A 22,312-nucleotide genomic window follows, 5' to 3' on the forward strand; every position below is an offset into this window, starting at 1 on the left:
GCGCCGTTCTTCGTTTTTAAGGGACAAAACGGGACGGACGCGATGCGGAGGGTTGTGGTCACGGGTCTAGGCATGGTCACGCCGCTCGGGAGCGGGGTGGAACACAGCTGGAGCCGTCTGATCGCGGGTGATAGCGGCGCCGGGACCATCCAGGGCTTCGAATCTGCCGATCTGCCCTGCCGTATCGCCTGCCAGATCCCCTTCGGCGACGGGACGAACGGGACGTTCAACCCCGATTCCGCGATGGACCCGAAGGAGCAGCGCAAGGTCGATCCGTTCATCGTCTACGCGGTAGCAGCGGCCGACGAGGCCCTGGCCGATGCGAATTGGCACCCGCAGACCGAGGACGAGCGATGCGCCACGGGCGTGCTGATCGGCTCCGGCATCGGCGGCATCGGCGGCATCTACGACGCCTCGGTGACCCTGCACGACAAGGGGCCGCGTCGCATCTCCCCGTTCTTCATCCCCGGCCGCATCATCAACCTCGCCTCAGGACAGGTCTCGATCAAGCACGGGCTGAAGGGCCCGAACCATGCTGTGGTCACCGCCTGCTCGACCGGCGCGCACGCCATCGGCGATGCCAGCCGCCTAATCGCGCTGGGCGACGCCGACGTGATGGTGGCGGGGGGCGCCGAATCGCCCGTGAACCGCCTCTCCATCGCGGGCTTCTCGGCCTGCCGCGCCCTGTCCACCGGCTTCAATGACAGCCCGGAGAAGGCCTCCCGCCCCTACGACAAGGACCGTGACGGCTTCGTCATGGGCGAGGGCGCGGGCATCGTGGTGCTGGAAGAGTACGAGCACGCCAAGGCGCGCGGCGCGAAGATCTATGCCGAGGTGATCGGCTACGGCCTTTCGGGCGATGCTTACCACATCACCTCTCCCTCGCCGGACGGCGATGGCGCCTTCCGCTGCATGACGGCGGCCGTGAAGCGCGCCGGGATCAACCCGGCGGATATCGACTACATCAACGCCCACGGCACCTCGACGCCCATGGGCGACGAGCTGGAGCTCAAGGCGGTGGAGCGCCTGCTGGGCGACGGGGCGGCCAAGGCCACCATGTCCTCCACCAAGAGTTCGGTCGGCCACCTGCTCGGCGCGGCGGGCGCGGTGGAGGCGATCTTCTCCGTCCTGACGATCCGCGACGGCGTGATCCCGCCGACGCTGAACCTCGACAACCCGAGCGTCGAGACGAAGATCGACCTCGTTCCGCACGAGGCCAAGCGCAAGCGCGTGGATATCGCCCTGTCGAACTCCTTCGGCTTCGGCGGCACCAACGCCTCGCTGGTGATGCGGCGGGTCTAAAACGACCCCGACAGCGCGCGGACAGGTCCGGCTTCGCTCCGCGCGCAAGGACGCCAGAGGGTCAGGGGCGCGCGATCATCCGTCAGCGCCGCCGTTACATCCGCCGCATCGGCCCTTCGGCGGGCCGGGCGAGCAGCGTCATGATGTGAGCCAGCATCAACCGCATGCGGCAGCGGGTCGGATCCTTCGGCCAGGAGGCAGGCAAGGCTTCGACGGCAGCGCGGAGCATCGCGAGGCGCTGCGCGGAGTCGATGAGATTCGTCATCCCCAGTATCCAAAAGGCCCGTGTCCGCGGTGCGCCCCCGCAAACGAGCCTCGAACCACCCATAGTCGGGGAGTGGGAAAACCGCACAAGACCGGCTCCTACGACCTTTAGCACCGGAGCGCCTGGACATGCGTCGCAGGCTCCCCGACCGTAAGGGTCAAGGACAACGGAACCCAAACCAGCGGGCTCCAAGCCGTCTCATGAGAGGCTTCCCAACCCCAGGGCGGCGCGTACCGCTCCACCCGTCAATAGGCCCCCCGACGGTGTGGTGGTCAAGGGGAAACGGGTATCCGTTCCCAAGGGAAGGCTCATGTCTCACGTTTGTACGGGGGCAGGACACGCTGATCCCCTCACCTCGGAGTCGTGCGGTGTCCCTCTTTCCCCGCTTGCGGGGAGAGGGGAATGCAGACCTTCTCGGCTAGAGCCGTCTTCGACCACGTTGGCTCACGTGCCTCCGTCTTTGCGAGCGTCAGCGAAGCAAGGACGACTGGGAATCCCCAGACGGGGTCGGCTCAACTCGGTCGGATACGGCTCTAGCGCGGCATCCGCCCGTCTGGCGTCAGGCGGTGCACCACCTCCGGCAGCACCTGCGCCAACTCGCTGAGCAGCGCGGAGCGGTCCATGCCGGTCTCGCGCTCCAAGGTGGAGACCGTATCGCCGCCGAGGGCCTGTTCGAGCTGGTTGGGGTCGATGGCGTGGTTGGCACCGTGGCCGATCCACGAGCCGATCACATCGCCCAGACCGGCATTGCGGAAGCGATCCACCAGGGGGCCGAGGCCGCCGACCTCCTCCGCCTGCGGCCGGGTGGGGCCCTCGCCGCCGAGCATGCCCGACAGATCGTCAAAGCCGCTGCCGGGCAGCGAATCGTCCTGAGGTGCCTGAGAGGCGGGGCCGGTGTCGCGGCGCCCGCCATATTGATCGAACCCGCCGATATCGCCCGAATCGTCTCGCGGCAGCGGCGCGCGCTGCGGTCCACCGGAACGGTCCGCCTCCGGGCCGGGCTCGCCGCCCTGGTGCCCACGGCCGAAAATGTCGCCGAAGCCGCCGCTGGCACCCTTGGCGAGGAGCAGCATCAGCAGCGCTTTCACCAGCGGCGACATCCCCCCGCCCTGGCGGCTTCCGCCGAAGACTTGGCCGAGTACGCCGCCGATCACCGATTCCAGCATGCCCATGGCACTCTCCCGTTCCCCTGCGACCGGAGCCCCTTCAACGGCCCGTGCCGGTGGTTCGGTTCCCCAGGGCGCCCAAGGCGCAACCCGCGAGATAGAGCGGCAGCATCAACGCTGCGCCTTCGAGCCAGAGCCCGGCGGCCCCCGGCACGATCCGGAAGACGGCGAGCAGCATCAGCACCAGAGCGAGGCCGAGGAGGCCCAGAGGCACCGTCTTGCCGGTGGGCCAGCCGGAGAGAAAGCCGACGAGGCCGCCAAGCGCCGCCGCCCCGGCAAGGCCGGGCCAGAACGCGGAGAGGAGGAGCGTCACGGCGCCAGCGCCACCGTGGCGGGCCCCGCGCCCTTGTCGGGCCCGGCCGCGATCTGCCCCGGCCGCATCCCCGCCTGAAGCAGGTATTCCACCAGGGCGAGTGCGCGCTGCCGGGCGAGGCCCGACGTTTCGTCCTCCGGCGGCTTGGCCTCGGCGATGGGCTCGGGAGCCTTTTCCTTGTCCGGCTTACCCTTCTCCGCTTTCGACTTCTCCGTTTTCGTCGCTTCCGCTTTGGCTTTGGCGGCCGTCTTCTTCTCCGGCGGCTTCGGATCGTCGGAGGGCGGCGGCTTGGCACCCGGCGGATCGGCGGGGCCGGACACCGCCACCTTCAGGTCCGGGCAGGTCTTGGCCAGGGCAGCCAGGGCATCGAGGGCCGGGTAGAAGGCGGGCGTGAGGGCCGTGCTGCCGACGGGGAAGCGCAGATCCGCCGTGGCGGTGGCGGCGGCTACGCCCTGCCGACACGAATCCCCGTCGCGCCTCGCCTCCGGCTCCTTCGCATCGACGGCGACCTCACCCGTCCAGCCGGGCGGGAGGACGGCGGCGACCTTCTCGGGCGCGCGCGCGGCAGCCTCGGGATAGAGGCTCTCACCCGACAGATTGAGGGTCCGGTCGATCACCGTCGCCTCGCCGGTGGCCAGCGTCGACAGCAGACCGGCGCCCGCTTCCAGCGCGGGGGCGAGCCCGGCGGGGGCGCCCTCCGCGAGGCGGGTCCGGTCGATCACGGGCTCGCGGAAGACCCTCTGGCGCAGGGCCGCGAGGACCCTGCGGCGGGTGTCCTCGTCCGGCAGATGGCCGCTCACCGTCACCGCTTCGGCCGTACGGCGCAGGCTGACCCGGTACGGCGAGAGCGGCTTCGCCACCAGCGACACGGTGCCCGCGCCGATCCCGGCGGGGCGGGCGTCTCGCATCAGCGCCTGCGCGTCGGGGATCGCCTGCGGGTCGATGGCATCGCCGCGCACGGAGACGGCGCCGCCCTCGTAGGCGACCTCGCCCGCCTGGATCAGCGCGGCGAACTTGCCCATGAAATCGATCAGCACCAGCGGATCGACCCCCGAGGGCAAGCCGCGTGCTGCCTGGAGCCGGTCCTCCACCGGGCCGCCCTCGGTCGTCAGACGCGCCAGGGCCAAGGCCGCTTGCCGGACGGCTTCGGACGGGACGAAACCGGAGAGCGTCACGCCCAACCCCGTGCGGGCGAGGGCAAAGCGGTACTCGGTGATGCGCGGCGGCAGGACGTCGATCCGGCCGAGGCTGAAACCCTCCGGCGGGCGCGCCAGTGCATTGCGCAGGGCATCGTAGGCCGCGAGGTCCAGAGCCTCCCCGGAGAGGCTAAGCACCGTATCGGTGAGCACGGCCTTGCCGCCGGGAGCGAGGCTTGGCAGGCGTGCGGCGAGGAAGGTGGCGGCGGCGGCGAAATCCGGCGGGGCGCCCTTGGCGGCGCGGGCGGCATCACGCAACGGCGTGCCCGCGCCGATGGCGCCGGTCACTTCGACCTCGAGGGCGCGGCGGCCGATCTCGACGGGGCGGCTGCCCTCCAGGGTCACGCCGGAATGCCCGGTCCAGGTGGCGGCCCATTGGAACGGCGCGGCGGTCTCCACGAGGCCGATTTCGGACACGATGCGGCGGGGGCTTTCGAGGGCGTTGAGCCGGGCGATCGCGATGGCGCGCGACGCCTCATCGGGCGCCTCGCCCAGGGCGACAAGGTCCCGTCCCCGCGCGGCGATGCGTAGCCAGGGCTCCCCGCTCCCCACCGCCGTGGCGGCGGCGATCCCTTCGCCCTCACCCGCGACCCGCGCGGCGATGCCGGGCGCGGTCCAGAAGGCGACACCGGCCCAGAGGCCGACGAGCGGCACCAGGCCGACCAGCCAGCCGACGCGGCGCAGGGCTCGGGCGGACGTCTCGGTCTGCGGCACGGATGGGGTCCGACTGAAAGGCTCGCCCCTATAGCACAGACCGTTTCCGGCAGCATGAGGGCGAGCGCGGGTTTCACCCCTCGCGCAGCATTTCCAGTTCCAGCCAGCGGTCCTCGGCGGCGGCGAGTTCCGTCTCTGCCTGGGCGAGCATCGTGCTCGCCTTCTCGAATCGCGCCGGGTCGCGGGCATAGAGGCCGGAATCGTCGAGGATGCCCTTCAGCTGCGTGATCGCGGCCTCGAGCTTGGCGATGCGGTCCGGCAGGGTCTTCAGCTCGTGCTGGTCCTTGAAGCCGAGCTTCGCCTTGCCTGCGGGCGGGGCGGCGCGCTCACGCGGCTCGGCATTTTCGGCCTTGTCGGGCTTCTTGCCCGCCACGGCCCGCGCCTCGACGCCCTTGCCGCGCTGGGTGAGCATGTCCGAATAGCCGCCGGCATATTCGACCCACCGCCCCTCCCCTTCCGAGACGAGGACGCTGCCGACGACCCGGTCGAGGAAGTCGCGGTCGTGGCTCACGAGGAGCAGGGTGCCCTCGTAATCGTCCAGCATCTCCTGAAGCAGATCGAGGGTTTCGAGATCGAGATCGTTGGTCGGCTCGTCGAGCACCAGCAGGTTCGAAGGCTGCGCCAGGGCCTTGGCGATCAGCAGCCGGTTGCGCTCGCCGCCCGAGAGAACCGAGACCGGCGTACGGGCCTGCTCCGGCGCAAACAGGAAGTCCTTCAGGTAGCCGATCACATGTCGGCTCCGTCCGTTCACGACGACGCTGTCGCCCCGCCCCCCGGTGAGCACATCGGTGACGGTCATGCCCGGTTCGAGGGCGGCGCGGCCCTGGTCGAGAATTACCGGCTTCAGGTTGGTGCCGAGCACGACGTCCCCCGAATCGGGGCCAAGCTCGCCGGTCAGCATCTTGATGAGGGTAGACTTACCCGCGCCGTTGGCGCCGACGATGCCGAGGCGGTCGCCGCGCATCACCCGGAGCGACAGGGTGTCGACGATTCTGCGCTCGCCGTAGGATTTCGAGACGCCACGCCCCTCCATCACCAGCGCACCGGAGGATTCCGCCTCGCCCGCCTGCATGCTCACCGAGCCGACCGGGCGACGATGGTCGCGCCGGTCCTTGCGCAGGGCATGGAGGTTGCCGAGGCGCCGCACGTTGCGCTTGCGCCGGGCGGTCACACCGTAGCGCAGCCAATGCTCCTCGTCGGCAATCTTGCGCTCGAGCTTGTGCTGGTTGCGCTCCTCCTCCTCGAGGAAGGCGTCGCGCCAAGCCTCGAAGCCGGAAAAGCCCTGCTCGATCCGCCGCGTCTCGCCCCGGTCGAGCCAGATCGTCGACCGTGAGAGGGACGAAAGGAAGCGCCGGTCGTGGCTGATCAGGACGAGGGCGGCGCGGATGCCCTTCAGCTCGGATTCGAGCCACTCGATCGCCGGCAGGTCGAGATGGTTCGTCGGCTCATCGAGCAGCAGCACGTCGGGCTCCGGCGCGAGGGCACGGGCGAGCGCGACGCGGCGGCCCTCGCCGCCCGAGAGTTTGGTCGGGTCCTCCTCGCCGGTCATGCCGAGGCTTTCGAGGAGATAGCGGGCACGATGCACCGGATCGCCCGGCGCGAGGCCCGCCTCAACGAAGTCGAGGGTGGTGGAGAAGCCCGAGAAATCCGGCTCCTGCGCGAGGTAGCGGATCGTCGTGCCCGGCTGGACGAAGAGGCGACCCTTGTCCGGCTCCACGAGCCCGGCGGCGATCTTCATGAGCGTCGACTTGCCCGAACCGTTGCGGCCGACGAGGCAGGTCCGGTCGCCGGGAGCGATGGTGAGGTCGGCGCGGGTGATCAGCGGCGTACCGCCGAAGGTCAGCGCGGCATCCTGAAGGGTGAGAAGCGGGGGGGCGGCCATGGCGCGCTTATGGCAGCGCTGGGGCGCGTCTTCAAATACGTCTCATCATTGCGAACGCAACGAAGCCATCCAGGGAAGCGTCACGTTCGGAAAGCGAACCTTCGTCCCTGGATTGCTTCGCGTTGCTCGCAATGACGGGTGGCCTCACGCCGTTGGGTTGGCCGGGCCGGGCGGACTGATCGGCTGGCTGCCGGGATCGTTCACCGGGATCTCCGGCGGATGGATACCCGGCGCCTCGGCCGGGGTGTTGCCGGGAATCTCCGGCGCGGGGCTGGGGGTCGGCACCTGCGGCGGATCGTAGGGCGTGTCCGGCGCCGGGGTCGGCGCGGGCTGCGGCACCTCGGGGATGGTGCCGGGATTCGACGGATTCGCCATGGCGGGCCTCCTCGCTGCGGGCCCCTTCACGCGGGGCCGACTTGGTCCAGCGAACGGCCCGCGAATGCCGGATGTTCCGCCTATTTCTTGGTGAGGAGCAGGTTTCCTTCCTTGCTCGCGACCTTTTGGATTTTCTCCGCGAACAGCGCGAGCAGGAACGGCAGCTTCACTTCAAGACGGACGCTCTCGGGCCCGACATCGATGGTGCCCGCGACCTTCTGGGCGACGGCCGAGACGCCGAAATCGAGCCGGTCGCCGGTCCAACCGAGCTGGTCGATGGTGATGCCGCTCTTCTGGAGCATGGCACGGGCCTGTTCGGTGCCTTCCATGAGGCGGCGCTTGGCCTCGGCCTGTCCGAGATCGTGCGGAATGTCGACGATGAGGGGCTTCGGCATCGGGGCAACCGGAGTTGGGCGCTGGGAGCGCGTGACGGGAAACGCGTCCCACACATGGGGTCGCCGCGCTTCCCCGGCAACGAAGGCGTCGCCAACGAAAAACGGGATGGCTCGCGCCACCCCGTTGAGTCGTGTTCCGTCGGGGCCTTCGGCCCAACCCTGAAACGCCCCGGGCGGAGCACCGCCCGGACCACGCCGTCACCTTCGCAGGCGTCAGCGTGTCCTTTTTTTCCTCAGTGTCGTTCCGCGAAAAACCGGATACCGGTCTCTCGCGTCACGCCCTAACGGCCGAGGAAGATCGAAGCCAGCCGCTGGAGCAGACCCCGCGGTGCGGGCGGAGGTGCGCTCTGCCCAGGGCCGTCCCCGATCTAAGCGTTGGCGGCGAAGGGGTGCTTGGCCGAGTTGCGCTGCTCGGTGACCACGGAAGCCTTCGGCTCGCCGTTCACAGCGCGCTGGATCGACAGCTTGGTGGCCTCGTAGTTGTACTGCTGGATCTTGGCGTCGTCGGCCGCTTCCCAGTGGATGAACACGCCGACCAGCACGTACAGGTCGTCGGCCTCGTCCGCCGGGATGATGCCCTCGGCCACGCAATCCTGCACAGCCTTGGCAACGCCGTGCTGAGCCGGGCCGAACATCTGGACGGCCTGACGGGCGTCGTTGATGGTGACCTTGTTGAACATCAGCGTGTTCGGCTTGCACGGCAGGTTCGGCGCAATCACGGCGAGCAGGCTGGTGAAGCCGTGCTTGTTGTTGATCAGGCCGTTGCAGAAGGCCGTCTCGGCCGGCGAGTTGCGCGGTCCGATGATGAGGTCGATGTGGGCGACTTCGTTGCCATCGCCGACGAGAGCCTCGCCGACCAGGACCTTGTTGATCTTCGCCATTCGGTGTCTCTCCCTGAATCCGTTAAAGAGGCTGCGGCGCCGGGCTGAGCCGCTGCCGAAAAGCCATCCTTGTTATCGGCGCCCCGCGAGCCCCCCGGGGGAGCTGGCTGGGCCGGTTGGGCCGGATAGCGCGGCGGACCCTACAGCGGGGCCCCTGCTGTCACAAGGCGCGCAACGCCCTGATTTCGAGGAATATCTTTATGCCGGCGTAAGAACGGCTCTAACCGGGAGGGGTTCATGCCAGCCGGGCGCCCGCCTCGATCAGCGACTGCCAGAACAGCGTGGCGACGGTGAAGTCGGCGCTTGTCCCCGGATTGATGCCCCGCTCCTTCAAGACCGTATCGACGGCGAGAAGCTGCGCGACAGGCTTGGCGGCCATGTCGATCGCCGCCTTGAGACGCTGGGCCTCGGCGCGCACGTCCTCGGCGATGGCCGCCCCGTGCTTGCGAAGGATATGGCTGTCGGGGACAGCGCTCACATAATCGAGGTGGACGGCGCTTGCGCACCAGGATTCGTCGAGTCCTGCGGCTCTGGCTGCGGCCAGAGCCGGCAAACCGACGATTTTCACGTCTTCGTAGTCGGTGACGTAGGCGCGGGCGATCCGGTCGCGCGGGGCGGCCTCCGCCATGGCGGCGAGAAGCGGGGGCGTTTCGGTCGTCTCAGTGGTCACGTCGTAGCGCGCGGCCTGCCCGAGCCCTCCCGGCGAGGCGAGGCGGATGGCGGCGAAGACATCGCGTGCATCCTCCGGCCCGAGGCCGTCGAGGGCTTGGGCCAGGGTCAGGCCGTGCTCCGCGGCGAAGGCCAGGGGCGCGCAGAGGAGCAGGATACCGAGATTGGTGTTCTGCCCCACCGCCTCGCGGGTGGCGGCGACGCCCGCAACCACCCGCGCTCCGATCCCGACATCCGCCCGGGCGAGCGCCGGAGCCGAGACCTCGGCGCTACGGGCGAAATCGGCCACCTCCATCCGGTGCCCGGCGGCATAGGAATGGACGTTGCCGATCTTCAGCGCATCGAGTTCCGCGAGGCAGGCCGCCCGGTAAAGGTCGGCAATCCGGGCGGGCTCCAACTCAGGTGACATGTCACGCCACGACGAGGCGCGGACGGGTCTCGGCCCTCACAGCCGCGAGGAAGCCGCGCACCACGCTCGCCGCGATATCGGTCTCGCAGACGGTCTGGAGACCGGACCATGCGGGCATGGAGTTCACTTCGAGCACGGCATAGCCGCCCTCCCCGTCCTCCACGAGGTCGACGCCGGAATAGGCGACGCCCACGGCGGCGGCGGCGGCCTCCGCCAGTTCGGCGGCGACGGCGGGCATGGCCCAGGGCAACGGTCGACCGCCCCGGTGGACGTTGGTGATCCAGCCATCACCTTCGCGAATCATTCCCGCGACGGCCCGCCCATCGCAGACGAAGACGCGGTAGTCGCGCCACAGCCCGTCCCGCCGGGGGACGTAGCGTTGCAGGTAATAGACCCGCGAGACCGCGTCCTCTTCCGGGAGATCCTCGGGCCGCTCGATCAGGGCGAGCCCTTCCCCCTGTGAGCCGAAGAGCGGCTTGAGCACGAGGGGATTGCCGGGTCTCGCCTCCCGCGCGGCGACGGTCGAGGCCGCCTCGCGGGTGGAGACCACCCAGGTCTGCGGCGTCGGCAGGCCCGCGCGGGCGATGAGCAGCGAGGTCGCCGCCTTGTCCACCGAGCGTTCGATGGCGGAGGGCGAGTTCCACACCACGCAGCCCGCCGCGACCAGGGCGTGGAGCACCCCGAGCCGCATGGTCGTGGCCTCGAAGGTGCCCCCCGCGATGGTCCGCAGGAGCACCCCGTCCGGCAGGGCGCCGTCGAAGCCCGGCACCCGCAGGGGTTCTCCGGCACCGGTCTCGATGGTGACGTCGGCCAGCGAGAACAGCACCGGTTCGACGCCCTGCGCCCGCAGGGCCGCCAGGAGCCGGGACTTGTGCCAGTTGCCGTTATCGGCCGCGAGGGCGATCCTCATCGCGGCTCAGGCGAAGGACGCATCGACCAGGGACGGCTCCAGGCGACCGCCGCGGAAGGTCGCGCCTGTGCGCACCGAGGTGACGATGGCCTCGGCCGGGGAGAACAGAGCGCCGTCGATCTTGTAGAAATCGCCGTTCACCCGCGAGAAGATCTCCGCGAAGGGCGCGCCGTGATCGGCCGAGCCGGTGGAGGGAAGCTGCTCGGCGAGTTGCTTCGCATCGGCATCATCCGCATCCACGAAGAGCTGCACCCGGCCGCCATAGATGATGGCGTCGTTGGTGCGGCCCATGGCCTTGATGAAATCCGGATGCGGAGGCGAGAGCGGCGCCGAGCCGATGCCGTCGAGGATGGCGTGCAGGTCGAACCCGACAGTGTGCGCCTTGTGCAGGGCCACTTCGAGCACGCGGGCGACGACCTGGGTGGAGCCCGCAAGGCTCTGGGTCGGGGCAAAGATGAAGGTCAGGTCCTCGGGCCGCACGTTCGACGCCTCGGCGACCTTGGCGACCACGCTCTCGGGCGGCCCGCCGGCCGATTCAAGCACGAGGGCGGTCTTGGTGGCGGTGTCGCGGTAGCCGAGTTCGCCGTAAAGCTCCTCGACGGCGGCGACGGCGCGGCCGGGGCCGGAGCCCAGGGCGAAGAAGCCCGTCCCGCCGGTCTCGTCCGCGAGGCTCCAGCCCGCATACTGGCTCCCGAGGCAGGCGAGCACCGGATCGGCCGAGTGGACCGTGAGCGTGTAGGGCCAGGAGGCGACCGGGCCGGTGGGCACAACCGTGACGGTGCCGAGACCGCCCATGCAGATCTCCGCGATCCGTCGTCCGGCCTCGATCGAGCCCCGTGCGGTCGAACCGGCATCCACCATCCGCGCACCGCCCGGCGCCTGTGAGACGGCGAGCCGCAGGGCCTGCGCATCGGCGACGAGGCGCTCGACCAGGGGGCCGCTCAGGGCGTTGAGGCTCGGTTGGCTCTGGCTGTCGCTCATACTCGGGCTTCCTCGGTTCTCATGTTCTCGTTCAGGGCCGACCGCAGCCGCTCCGTCTTCATCGCGAGGGCGGTGCGAGCCGATTCGCCGTCGGCACCGGTGGCGAAGACGGTGCAGAGCGGCGTGTCTCGCCGCACGGTGCTTCCGGCGGCGGGCCGGTCGCGGATATGGGCGGGCCACGCGACGGAAGGGACCGGCGCATGGTCCGCGAGGGCGTAACAGATCGCCGAGGCTGCCGCATCCTCCGGCGGCGAGCCAATTGACAGCGGCACGCCCTCGGAAACGCATGCCTCGATATGAGCCGCGAGCAGGGGCACGGCGCGGCGGTCGAGCAGGTCGAGGGTCGCCCCCGGGCGAGGGTTGATCTCGGTGAGCCACCACGTGGCCCCGTCGCTGAGGAAATCCAAGCTGGCGAGGCCGGTCAAACCGGTCGCCCCGGCGATCCGCTGGGCTGCGTCGATCACCGAATCGCGGACGAAGCCCGGCAACGGGTGCGGCTCGCCCACCGCGAAGGCCAGCGCGCCGCCGTAGCGGAATGGGCGATCCGGCGCGGGCGCGGCCCATTGCGCCGTCACCGCCAGCACTTCGACCGAACCCGCCCCGGCCAGGACGTTCACGGCATAGGGCCGACCCGCGACGCGAGCCTGATGGTAATGGCCGGGCTGCGGTGGCCCCTCGCCTGCGGCACGGATATGGCCGCCGCCCGAGCCGCCCATGGCCTTTACGAGCCAGTTCGCCGGATCAGCGACCGCCTCCGTGGTGACGGCGGGATGGGGGATGCCGAGCCGGGCGCAGAGGGCGGCCAAGGCGAAGGGGTCCTTCAGCCGTGCCACCGATTCGGCCGAGGCGCCGAGGAGCCGGTGCCGCCGCGACAGCGCCGCGATGAGGCCGGGATCGTCCTCGAAGCCGCTCCCCAGAACGAGCCCGAGATTGGCCCCGGCCTCGTCCGCCAGGGCGTCAATGGCCAGCAGCGCGGCTTCCGGCACCATGCCCCGGCCGAAACGGCCGGGCATCACCCGGACCGCTTCGGCGAGTTCGCAGGTGTCGTCGTCTCCGAACAGGTCGGCCACGTAGGGGCGCAGGCCCGCCCGCCGCGCCGCCTGTGCGAGGGCACGGCCGGACTGCGCCGCGATCAGAATCGCATCCCCCATTCGGGCCCGGATCAGCCGGCGATCTCGACGGCGAGGGGATAGGCGTCGCGGAAATCGAGGCAGAGCGGCGTGTCCGATTCGAGCATCCGCTGGAACAGGCGACGCTGCGTCTGGTACTTCACGTTGCCCACCGCAAGGGCGCCGATGCCGAATCCACGGCCGCCGGGCAGTTCGACATCCACCGCGTTCACGTCGATCCCAGCGATGCCCGCGGGCGGCACTGCGTTCACGTCCGAGGCGACGAGGAGCTTCGGCGCGTGGGCGAGATCGTCCGCCGTGAGGATCGGGATGCCGGCGGGACCGGCGGAGAGAATCACGTCGGCGTCCTGGATCGCCTTGCGCCGGTCGGCCGGGGCGGTGCCGTCCACGGCGCCGACCTCGACCCCGAACCGCCACTTCATGGTGAAGGCGATCTTGGACACGCGCTCCTCGCCGTCATGTCCGACGAGGACGGTCTGGGCGCCTTCCAGCGCGCCGATCACCGCCGCCACGTAGGCGACCACGCCCGCGCCGCCGAAGATCACGATGCGCTTGCCCTTGAGATCGGTGCCGAACTTCACACGCAGCGCGCGGGCGACCTGGGCCACCATGGCCGCTCCGGTGGTGAAGGACCCGGCCGGATCGGCGAAGACGTGGTTCACGAAGGGCGGCACGAAGGCCTTCTTCGCCCGGTCGACCATGTCGAGGGCGTCCTCGGCGTTCTTGCCGCCGATGAAGATGCCGGTGCGGGTGCCGTCCTGCGGCGAGCGGGAGAAGATCGAATCCTGGGTCAGCGAGACCACGTCCGACAGGCTCACCTCGGTATAGGTGACCAGGGTCTCGAAGCCGGCATCGACGGCCATGTTCACGTCGAACGGGCTCATGTGCCGGAGCGGCGTGAGCATATGCAGGATCGAGCGGGCCATTCGACCTCTCCCTCTTTTAGTGCTTGAGCCTTTTAAAGGCGTTTCCCTCAAGGAAGTCTTCCACTGACGCCCCGGTCAAGCGAAGCGGACCCGCGTCAGGCGCGGATCCCCCCGGCGACCGTTGCACCCGTGTTGCGACCGCGCGCGATGAGGAACCGCAAGGGGCCGCCCCTGTCGAGGGAGGTGACCAGATGATGCGCCTCCTCCTCGGAGCGCGCCAGCAGGAAGCCCGTCGGCCCCCATGAACTCTGCCCGTAGCCCGCGACGCCCCGGCGCGCGGCCTCTTCCAGCACCCCGGCCACCGCCGCGCTGGCATAGCGCCCGCCCTGGTGCGGGGCGAAATGATCTCCCACGAGATCCTGCATCCGGGTGATGCCCGCGCCGAAGGCGTCGGCATCGCCGGTCACGCAGGCCGGGAGCACCTGCATCAGCACGATGCGGCAGATCTCGGCGGCCTGCGCCTCCGGGAAGCGCGGCAGATCGCGGAACGCCTCGACCTCTCGCGTGCCGTGGACGCCCGCCATCGTGGTGTCGAGGATCAGGACCAGCCGCCACGCCTCCGGGAAGGCCAAGCGCGCGATGACCGGCGGCGGAGCGGAATCGGCCCCGCGCCCGCCATCGACGATGAGCCCGCCCTCGGTGAAGGCCCGCAATCCCACGCCCGAGCGGTTGCCGCGATCGAGGGCGTTGGAGAAATCCTCCGGCGAGAACGGCTTTCCGGCGAGCCGCGCCAGGGCCGCCGCGACGGCCAGCGCGAGCTGCGTGCCCGAGCCGAACCCGGCATGGGCGGGAATGGCCCGTTCGAGGCGGAGGGAGACCTCCGTGCCGATCCCGAGATGGTCGGCCGCAGCGATGGCGTAGCGGCGGACGCGCTCGGCTTCCTCCCCCTCGACATGGAGGGAGGCGGCACGCCTTGCCGTCAGCGACAGGGAGGGCGAATCGATGGCGAGCCCGACGCTGCCGAAGCGGCGGCCGAGGCCGCCATGCAGGTCGAGGAAGCCGAAATGCAGCCGGGCAGGCGCCTCGATGCGCACGGTGCCGGTGTCGGAATCGGGGGCGTCGGTCACGGCGATCCCCTTCCTCCCGGTCCTCGCGGCGAATCCGGCGCGCTTCTCACACGGTAGCTCCGGCGGGGCAACCGCTCCCGGCGAGTGGGGGTTTCCCGGCGAAGAGCCCTTGCCGGATGCGTTCGATGAAGGCAAACCTACGGCCGCGACGGCGCGCCGAGTTTGCCGTTCGCCCCGCACCACGGGGCGGGCAGGCCATTCCGAGCCGGCGGGATTTCTCGAGGGGGAGCCCGCTCATCCGGTCTTACGGCCGTCGCCCGCCCGACAGACATTCACGATTCCTCGGGCCCTCCGGTCCCTGGGTCGAAAGAAAGATCGAGCGAGGGGAGCTATGCCAGCCTGGGTCAAAGGCGCGGCGACAGATATCGAGGCCGCCATCGCAGCGGCTGCCGATCTGTTGGGCGCGGCCAGGACGCCGGTCATCGCCGGCCTCAACGCCGAAGTCTCCGCGATCCGCGCGGCCTTCGATCTCGCCGGGCGCGTGGGCGCCTCCCTCGACACCGATGGCGCAGCGGGCACCTATGCCGAACTCGGCGCCCTGAGCCGCGTCGGCGCCATGACCTCGACCCCCGCCGAGGTGGTCGGCCGAGCCGATGCCGTGCTGGTGCTCGGGACATCCCCCGCGAAGAGCGAGCTTCTCAGCCGCATCGAGGCCTCCGCCCCGACACGGGGCCGGGCTGCGGGCGCCGCTCGCCAGTTGCTACGGCTGAACGGCGGCAACGAAGGCGGCGTACTCACCGAGCTGGCGCGCTTGCGGGCCTATCTGCGGGGGCACCTCGCCGAGGAATCGCCCGTCGGCGCGCTGGCGGCCAAGCTCCCTGCTGCGCAATACGTGGCGGTGCTCTACGACCCCGCCGAGATCGGCGAGATGGGCGTCGAAACCGTTCAGGGTCTCGTGGTCGATCTGAACGACAGGACGCGCGCCTTCTCCCTCGCCGTGTCCGGCGGGCGGAACCAGGATCGGGCCGTGGTGCCCGTGTCGGCCTGGACGACCGGTCAGGCGCCCCGCGTCGGACTCGGCCGCCGGGTGCCCGAGCACGATCCCTGGCGTTTCGACGCCGCGCGGCAGGTGGCCTCCGGCGAGGCCGACGCCGCCCTGTGGATCGCCTCCCTTCCCACCGACCGGCCGGAATGGCTGGGCCAGGTGCCGTCGATCGCCCTGGTGGGCGAAGCCGACCCCGATGCCGCCGAGGTGGTGATCGCGGTGGGCGTGCCCGGCCGCGACATCGGCGGGGTGCTGTGGAACGAGACCCGGGGCGCCCTGACCTATTGGCCGGCCCAGACGGGAGGATCCGCCCCGGCGGACCTGCCCTCGGCCGCCTCCGTTCTGGGGCGGCTGAACGAGCGTCTTGCGGCGAGGAGTGGCACCGCATGCTGAGTGTGATCCGGGGCGGGCGCGTCGTCGATCCGACCGCGTCCCGCGACGCCGTCGGCGATGTCTGGATCGAGGACGGCACGGTGATCGATGCGCCGGGGCGCGAGCCCGACAGGGTGATCGACGCGGCCGGCTGTGTCGTGATGGCGGGCGGCGTCGAGGTGCATTCGCACATCGCGGGCGGCAACGTGATCACCTCACGGCTGCTGCTGCCCGAGCTCTACGTGAGCGAGGCCGCGCCCGAGGGGCACCCCTTCGCCCATGCCGGCGGGGCCGCCGCCTGGATCGGCTCGACCTATGCGCGGATGGGCTACACCACCGCCGTCGAGCCGGCCATGCCGCCGACCCATGCGCTCGCCACGCAGCTCGAACTCGCCGACATCCCGCTCCTCGACCGGGGGGCGCTCTCGGTGCTCGGCAACGACGATCAGTTGCTGCAGATCCTGCGCGAGGGCGAGGGCAGGAACGCCGTTCGCGACCTCGTGGCCCTCAACGTCGCGACCTCGCGCGGGCTCGGGGTCAAGTGCATCAACGCAGGCGGCGCCTCGGCCTTCAAGGACGGCGCGCTGAAGCTCTCCCTCGATGACGAGATCCCCTGCTACGGGCTGACGACCCGGAAGATCATGGGCGCGCTCCTCGACGCCGTGGAGGAGATCGGCGTGCCGCATCCGCTGCACGTCCACTGCAACAATCTCGGCCTGCCGGGCGCGGACGATTCGTTCATGGCGACGCTGGATGCCGCCGAGGGACGGCGCATCCACTTCGCCCACGCGCAATTCTACGCCTACGGCGCCACCGATGACGGCAAGGGTTTCCGCTCGGCCGCCGAGCGGATCGCCCGGGCCATCGGCGACAACAAGCAGGCCACGCTCGATATCGGGCAGGTGGTGTTCGGCCAGACGGTGACGGTGTCCCTCGACATCCTGCGCCAGTTCGCGGGGCGGAAGGGCGCCAACCCGAAGAAGTGGGTGGTGAACGCGGGCGATGCCGAAGGCGGCGGCGTGGTGCCGTTCCTGTACCGGCCGAAGGGCCCGACCTCGTCGCTGCAATGGGCGATCGGCCTGGAGATCATGCTCCTGTCGCCGGATCCGGAGCGGACGATCCTCACAACGGACCATCCGAATGGTGGCCCGTTCACGCAGTATCCGCGCATCATCCATCTCCTGATGGACAAGGGCGAGCGCGAGCGTGAGATCGCGGCGCTTCCGGGCATCGTCGGCGAGCGGAGCGGGCTGCCAGGCATCGATCGGGAATACTCGCTCTCCGAGATCGCGCAGCTGACCCGCTCGGGTCCGGCCAAGCTCCTCGGCCTGACCGATCGCGGGCATCTGCGGGCAGGCGCGCGGGCGGATGTGGCGGTCTACCGGGACGATCCGAACCGCACGGCGATGTTCACTGCCGCCAAGCTGGTGCTGAAGGACGGTGTGCCGATCATCGAGGATGGCGAGGTCGTGGAATGGCGGGCGGGTCGTACCCTCTCCCTCACGGTCGAGTCGGACAAGGCGATGGAAAAGCGCACCGACACCTACCTCACCGAAAGGTTCGGCACGGGGCTCGACAGCTTCACGGTGCCGGATGCCGCCTTCGACCGCCCGACCTTCGAGGCCGTGCCATGCCGGGCGTGACCAGCGAGCCTCATCACGATGTCTGACCTCACCCTCAACGGCATCCGCGTCATCGACACCTTCGCCGAGGCGTTCGACGTCGCCGGCACGGCCATCGTCGTCACCAACGACACGCCGAAATGGGCGATGATCGCCGCCACGACCATGACCGGCTTCGCCACCTCGGTGATCGGCTGCGGCGCCGAGGCGGGCATCGACGCCATCCTCTCGCCGGAGGACACGCCGGACGGTCGGCCGGGCGTGCGCATCCTGCTGTTCGGCTTCGAGCCGAACGGTCTGAAGGACCAGCTCATCAAGCGGGTCGGGCAGTGCATCCTCACCTGCCCCGGCACGGCCTGCTACGCGGGCGTCGACGGGCCGAATAAGATCAAGCTCGGCGGCGCGATCCGCTATTTCGGCGACGGCTTCGCCATCGCCAAGCGCGTGCCCGACGCCACGGGCAAGGAGCGCCGCTATTGGCGCATCCCGGTGATGGACGGCGAATTCCTCTGTGAGGACTCGGTCCGCGCCGTCGAGGGCGCCGTGGGCGGCGGCAATCTGCTGTTCCTCGGCCGCAATCATGCGGAGACGCTGAAGGTCGCCGAGATCGCGGTGGAGGCGGCCTCGTCGATTCCCGGTGCGATCCTGCCCTTCCCCGGCGGCATCGTCCGCTCCGGATCGAAGGTCGGCGGCCGGACCAAGGGCATGATGGCCTCCACCAACGACGCCTATTGCCCGACCCTGAAGGGCCGTGCCGGATCGGCGCTGCCGCCCGAATGCGGCGTGGTGCTGGAGATCGTCATCGACGCCCTGACCTCGCAGGCCGTCTCCGATTCAATGCGCGCGGGGCTTCACGCCGCCACCGAAGTGGGCGAGCGGCATGGGCTGATCGCCGTCACGGCGGGCAATTACGGCGGCAATCTCGGCCGCCACCATTACCATCTGCGCGACCTTCTCGCGCCGACCGGCGGCCAGGAGGGCTGAGCCTTGAGCACCCTCTCCTTACGTGAGGCGCCCCCGGAGCGCCTCGACTTCCTCTCCATCTCTCCCCTGTCGCTCAGCGGCCTGTCCCAGGCCGAAGCCGAGCGCCTCGAAATCGGCACCAGCCGCAAGGGCGTGAAGCTGGGCGACTGCTTCTCCGTCTCCCTTGACGGATCGGACAGCCTGACCATCGAGGGCGGCCACGAGCGGCTCGACCGGGTCGGCGCCTCCCTCTCGGGCGGGACGATCCGCGTCGTCGGCGATGTCGGCCAGCGCCTCGGCGCGGGCATGGCGAGCGGTACCCTCACCGTCACCGGCAATGCGGGTCCCTATGCGGGCTCGGGCGCCACGGGCGGCACCATCACCATCGAGGGTGACGCGGGCGATTACGCGGGCGGCGCGATCTACGCCGCCAAGGCCGGGCTCGACGGGGCGACCCTCGTGATCCGGGGCCGGGCAGGCGCGCATCTGGGCGACCGGATGCGCCGGGGGCTGATCCTCACGGGCCGGGCGGGCGCCCATGCCGGATCGCGCATGATCGCGGGCACGATCGCGGCCCTCGAAGTGGGCGACCTGCCGGGCTACGGCATGCGCCGGGGCACCCTGGTCGTCGGCAAGCACGGCGCCCTGTCGCCGACCTTCGTCGAGACCGGCAGCCACGACCTCGTGTTCCTGCGTCTGCTCGCCAAGCAGCTCGGCAGCCTCAGCGAGGCCCATGCGGCCCTGCTGGCCAAGCCCCTGCGGCGCTATTCCGGCGACCTCGCGACGATCGCCAAGGGCGAGATCTGGGTCTCGGCCTGAAGGCCCCCACGGTGCCTGCGCCGCCGGGGCGCGGGCACCGGGCCTGTCCAGGACGGGATGGGCCGGATTATGCTGCGCCCCAAGCCGGCCCGAGACGATGGCCGGCATCCGGGAGGTCTCGCGTTGCTGCTCTTGTTGTCCGCCTGCCTTATCGCCCAGCCCGCCAACTGCCGCGAGGAGCAGATCCCGGTGGGCGGGGGCGCGGCGAACGCCTTCATCTGCCTCCGCAATTCGCAGAGCGTCCTCGCCCAATGGCAGGACGAGCATCCCGAATGGCATGTCCAGAAATGGCGCTGCTCAGCGAAGAGATGAGTCAAACGATGTCCCCGCACCGTCCTTGCGTGCGAAGCGAAGCATTCCAGGGCAGCGGTCCGTTTCCGAACGTCGCGGATCCCTGGATTGCTTCGCTGTCGCTCGCAAGGACGGCGGTAAGGCGGGGTTCGTCGCCATGGGCTCCCTGAAGGCCCGGTTCGCGATCCTGTTCGCTGGCAGCGCCGTCCTCGTGCTGCTGGCGGCGGTGGCCGTGCTGGCCTCGATCGGCGTGGCCGAGCGCACGGTCGACCGGACGCTCGCCGCCCAGGGACGCCTGGAACTCCTGGCCGAACTCTCGGGCCGCCTGACCCAGTTCGGCCTCGCCGCCGTGGAGACGGTGGGCAACCCGGACGGCCAGCCCGAGGCGATGGCCATTGCCCGCGTGAACGTAGACAAGGCGCTTGTCGCCGTCGACGAGGCCATGGCCCGCAGCTTCCCGCCGAGCGCCGATCCGAGCGACCGGATGCAATACGCCATGCGCTCGCGGCCCATGTCGCAATTGCGCGGGGCACGGGCGGTGCTCGACCGGCAGGTGTCCCTGATCAGCCGCCAGACCGACCCCGAGAAGCGGCAGGACTCGATCAAGGGCGCCCTCAACGGCTTCGGGGCGATGACCGGGCAGCCGCTCTCCTTCCTGATCGAGGCCGAGCGCCGGAGCATGACGCAGAGCTCCGACGCGGCACGGGACCTGTCGAGCCGCCTGCGGCTCGCATCGGTGGTGGCCGTCGCGGTCGCCCTGGCGCTGCTGGTGATCCTCTACCGCACCCTCACGCGGCCGATCCTGGCGCGGATCAACGAGGTGCGGCTCGCCGCCAGCGCCATCGGACGCGGCGCCCTCGATACGCGCCTGCCCGTGCAATCCCGCGACGAGCTCGGCCTCCTCATGGCCAACGTCAACCGCATGGCCGCCCGCCTATCCCGGCGCGAAGACCATGTCGCCGCCGACCGGGCCGCCCTCGAATCGACCATCGCCGCCCGCACCGCCGACCTGCGGGCCGCCAATGCCCGGCTGGAAGCCGTGGATCAGTCCCGCCGCCGGTTCTTCGCCGATGTCAGCCACGAGTTGCGGACACCGCTCACCGTGATTTTGGGCGAATGCGACATCGCCATGCGCGGCGCCGCCCGCGCCGCCGATCCGGTTCCCGCCTTCACCACCATCCGCAAGCGCGCTCAGCGGCTCAAGCGCCGTGTCGAGGATCTGCTGCGGGTCGCCCGTTCCGAATCGGGCGAGATCGAGCTCGACCGCCGCCCGCTGAGCGTCGGCGCCGTGCTGGCCGAGGCGGTCGACACGATGAGTTCGGAAGCGGCGCGGCGGCGCGTCGCCCTCACGTGGCTTCCCGGCGCGGAAGACGTGGAATGCGTGGCCGACGGGGAATGGCTGCGTCAGACGGTCGAGAGCTTGATCGACAACGCCCTGCGCCACGCGACAGGCCTCACCCGCGTCGAGGTCGCGCTGGCGCGGGTGGAGGCACGGACGGCGCGCATCGCGATCAGCGACGACGGCCCCGGCTTTGGCGCGGACGAGGCGGAACTGACCGAGCGGTTCAAGCGGGGCAAGCGTGCCGACGGGGCGCCCACTCCTGACGAAACCGGCTTCGGCATCGGCCTCGCTCTAGCGCGCTGGGTGGTGGAGCAACATGGTGGCGCGATGCGGCTCGGTCAGGCCGAGGCGGGACGAGGTGCCCGTGTCGAACTCGACCTGCCCGCCGCGGAGACTTCGTGGATGGAACACGCGTCCGGGCATCCGGATATCCGTGGGCAGCTGAGGGAGCCGGCCGCATGACGCGGATCCTCATCGTCGAGGACGATATCGACATCCGTGGGCTTCTGGCCCGCGGGCTCGAGGCGGAGGGGTTCGAGGTCGGCACCGCCGACAGCGTCGGGGATGCGCTGAAAGCCGCGCGCGATCCCGCGCCGAGCGCCGTGCTGCTCGATGTCGGCCTGCCCGACGGGTCGGGCCACGATGTCTGCCGGTCCTTGCGCGAGGGCGGCTTCGCGGGGCCGATCCTGTTCCTTTCCGCCCGCGATGAGATCCGCGACCGGGCCGAGGGTCTGGCCATCGGCGCCGACGACTACATCGTGAAGCCGTTCGAGTTCGACGAGTTGGTGGCGCGGCTGCGCACGCACCTGATGCGTCGTCAGCAGGCGGAGGCGCCGCGCTCGCGCCTCGTCGCCGGGAAGCTGCATTTCGACCTCGATACCCGGCTCATGACCTGTGGCGAGGCCAATGCCCGGCTCACCCCGCGCGAGGCTGACTTGCTGGCCATGCTCATGGAGAGTCTCGGCAAGCCGGTGTCCCGCGCCGAGATATTCGACCGGCTCTGGGCCAGCCAGGGCGGACTCTCGCTGAACGTGGTCGACGTCTATATCGGCTATCTTCGCTCGAAGATGTCCGATTTCGTCCGCTATGGCGGGCCCATCCTCACCACCGTGCGCGGCAAGGGCTTCATGCTGGAGCCGAGGGGGCCGGATTTCCGGGCATGATGTCCCCCCTTCTTCGACTTTCGTCCAACACGCGGCGTGCCAGGCAGAATTATTCCGACAGATCAAGCCTTTCCTGCCTTCTGTCACGAAAAATTTGGGATGATCCGGCAATTTGGTGCTTGAATACGACCGGCAAATGGACAATATCGGTTCTGCGCCAGAAACGAGAGCGCC

General features: G+C 70.1%; 22 protein-coding genes. 8 read left to right on the plus strand and 14 right to left on the minus strand.

Annotated elements, in window-relative coordinates:
- The first annotated feature begins 42 nt into the window (after positions 1-42).
- Entirely contained in the window at positions 43-1,302 is a 1,260-nt protein-coding gene (gene fabF, locus J4O73_RS01510) for a beta-ketoacyl-ACP synthase II (protein WP_426214145.1), read from the plus strand.
- 94 nt (positions 1,303-1,396) lie between these two features.
- Here fabF and J4O73_RS01515 read toward each other — a convergent pair whose 3' ends face one another.
- The 14 genes from J4O73_RS01515 to J4O73_RS01580 all read right to left on the minus strand — a co-directional run bounded on the left by J4O73_RS01515 (position 1,397) and on the right by J4O73_RS01580 (position 14,581).
- Positions 1,397-1,567: a hypothetical protein gene (locus J4O73_RS01515; protein ID WP_426214146.1), complete on the minus strand. Its 171-nt coding sequence runs from the start codon at positions 1,565-1,567 to the stop codon at positions 1,397-1,399.
- Between the two features lie 533 nt (positions 1,568-2,100).
- Positions 2,101-2,739: a YidB family protein gene (locus J4O73_RS01520; RefSeq protein ID WP_426214147.1), complete on the minus strand. Its 639-nt coding sequence runs from the start codon at positions 2,737-2,739 to the stop codon at positions 2,101-2,103.
- Between the two features lie 34 nt (positions 2,740-2,773).
- Entirely contained in the window at positions 2,774-3,046 is a 273-nt protein-coding gene (locus J4O73_RS01525) for a hypothetical protein (RefSeq protein WP_426214148.1), read from the minus strand.
- Positions 3,043-4,956 carry a hypothetical protein gene (locus tag J4O73_RS01530; RefSeq protein WP_426214149.1) on the minus strand — a complete coding sequence of 638 codons (1,914 nt, stop codon included), beginning with the start codon at positions 4,954-4,956 and terminating at the stop codon, positions 3,043-3,045. The genes J4O73_RS01525 and J4O73_RS01530 overlap by 4 nt, the downstream gene beginning before the upstream one ends.
- Positions 4,957-5,029: 73 nt before the next feature.
- Entirely contained in the window at positions 5,030-6,838 is a 1,809-nt protein-coding gene (locus tag J4O73_RS01535; protein ID WP_426214150.1) for an ATP-binding cassette domain-containing protein, read from the minus strand.
- 144 nt (positions 6,839-6,982) lie between these two features.
- A complete protein-coding gene (locus J4O73_RS01540; protein ID WP_378968941.1) occupies positions 6,983-7,213 on the minus strand; it encodes a hypothetical protein in 231 nt (76 codons plus the stop codon).
- Between the two features lie 80 nt (positions 7,214-7,293).
- Complete coding sequence (locus tag J4O73_RS01545; protein WP_426214151.1) at positions 7,294-7,608, minus strand: polyhydroxyalkanoic acid system family protein; 315 nt, start codon at positions 7,606-7,608, stop codon at positions 7,294-7,296.
- Positions 7,609-7,976: 368 nt separating this feature from the next.
- Positions 7,977-8,489, minus strand: a complete 513-nt coding sequence (gene fae / locus J4O73_RS01550) for a 5,6,7,8-tetrahydromethanopterin hydro-lyase (protein WP_378968937.1) — start codon at positions 8,487-8,489, stop codon at positions 7,977-7,979.
- A gap of 235 nt (positions 8,490-8,724) precedes the next feature.
- The gene (locus tag J4O73_RS01555; protein WP_426214152.1) at positions 8,725-9,567 is read right to left on the minus strand and encodes a triphosphoribosyl-dephospho-CoA synthase; all 843 of its coding nucleotides are present in this window, start codon (positions 9,565-9,567) and stop codon (positions 8,725-8,727) included.
- Between the two features lies 1 nt (position 9,568).
- Entirely contained in the window at positions 9,569-10,477 is a 909-nt protein-coding gene (locus J4O73_RS01560) for an ATP-grasp domain-containing protein (RefSeq protein WP_426214153.1), read from the minus strand.
- Positions 10,478-10,483: 6 nt separating this feature from the next.
- Positions 10,484-11,458: a methenyltetrahydromethanopterin cyclohydrolase gene (gene mch / locus J4O73_RS01565; protein WP_426214154.1), complete on the minus strand. Its 975-nt coding sequence runs from the start codon at positions 11,456-11,458 to the stop codon at positions 10,484-10,486.
- Positions 11,455-12,609, minus strand: a complete 1,155-nt coding sequence (locus J4O73_RS01570; protein ID WP_426214155.1) for an ATP-grasp domain-containing protein — start codon at positions 12,607-12,609, stop codon at positions 11,455-11,457. Before J4O73_RS01570 ends, mch begins: the two co-directional genes overlap by 4 nt.
- Before the next feature lie 11 nt (positions 12,610-12,620).
- Positions 12,621-13,514 (minus strand): NADP-dependent methylenetetrahydromethanopterin/methylenetetrahydrofolate dehydrogenase, encoded by an 894-nt coding sequence (locus J4O73_RS01575; RefSeq protein WP_426214156.1) that lies wholly within the window; start codon positions 13,512-13,514, stop codon positions 12,621-12,623.
- A 95-nt stretch (positions 13,515-13,609) separates the two neighbouring features.
- The gene (locus J4O73_RS01580) at positions 13,610-14,581 is read right to left on the minus strand and encodes a beta-ribofuranosylaminobenzene 5'-phosphate synthase family protein (protein WP_426214157.1); all 972 of its coding nucleotides are present in this window, start codon (positions 14,579-14,581) and stop codon (positions 13,610-13,612) included.
- A gap of 331 nt (positions 14,582-14,912) precedes the next feature.
- On the opposite strand from J4O73_RS01580, the gene J4O73_RS01585 reads away from it, so the two are divergent.
- The 7 genes from J4O73_RS01585 to J4O73_RS01615 all read left to right on the plus strand — a co-directional run bounded on the left by J4O73_RS01585 (position 14,913) and on the right by J4O73_RS01615 (position 22,138).
- Complete coding sequence (locus J4O73_RS01585) at positions 14,913-15,959, plus strand: formyltransferase (RefSeq protein WP_426214158.1); 1,047 nt, start codon at positions 14,913-14,915, stop codon at positions 15,957-15,959.
- A complete protein-coding gene (locus tag J4O73_RS01590; RefSeq protein WP_426214159.1) occupies positions 15,953-17,581 on the plus strand; it encodes a formylmethanofuran dehydrogenase subunit A in 1,629 nt (542 codons plus the stop codon). Before J4O73_RS01585 ends, J4O73_RS01590 begins: the two co-directional genes overlap by 7 nt.
- Positions 17,582-17,599: 18 nt before the next feature.
- Positions 17,600-18,544, plus strand: coding sequence for a formylmethanofuran--tetrahydromethanopterin N-formyltransferase (fhcD, locus tag J4O73_RS01595; RefSeq protein WP_426214160.1), 945 nt, complete (start codon positions 17,600-17,602; stop codon positions 18,542-18,544).
- 3 nt (positions 18,545-18,547) lie between these two features.
- Positions 18,548-19,342 (plus strand): formylmethanofuran dehydrogenase subunit C, encoded by a 795-nt coding sequence (locus J4O73_RS01600; protein ID WP_426214161.1) that lies wholly within the window; start codon positions 18,548-18,550, stop codon positions 19,340-19,342.
- A 69-nt stretch (positions 19,343-19,411) separates the two neighbouring features.
- Positions 19,412-19,654, plus strand: coding sequence for a hypothetical protein (locus tag J4O73_RS01605; protein ID WP_426214162.1), 243 nt, complete (start codon positions 19,412-19,414; stop codon positions 19,652-19,654).
- 136 nt (positions 19,655-19,790) lie between these two features.
- The gene (locus J4O73_RS01610) at positions 19,791-21,437 is read left to right on the plus strand and encodes an ATP-binding protein (protein WP_426214163.1); all 1,647 of its coding nucleotides are present in this window, start codon (positions 19,791-19,793) and stop codon (positions 21,435-21,437) included.
- Positions 21,434-22,138: a response regulator transcription factor gene (locus tag J4O73_RS01615; protein WP_426214164.1), complete on the plus strand. Its 705-nt coding sequence runs from the start codon at positions 21,434-21,436 to the stop codon at positions 22,136-22,138. Before J4O73_RS01610 ends, J4O73_RS01615 begins: the two co-directional genes overlap by 4 nt.
- The last annotated feature ends 174 nt before the right edge of the window (positions 22,139-22,312 follow it).

It is taken from the genome of Methylobacterium sp. NFXW15 (genome assembly GCF_049887755.1).
Lineage (GTDB): Bacteria > Pseudomonadota > Alphaproteobacteria > Rhizobiales > Beijerinckiaceae > Methylobacterium.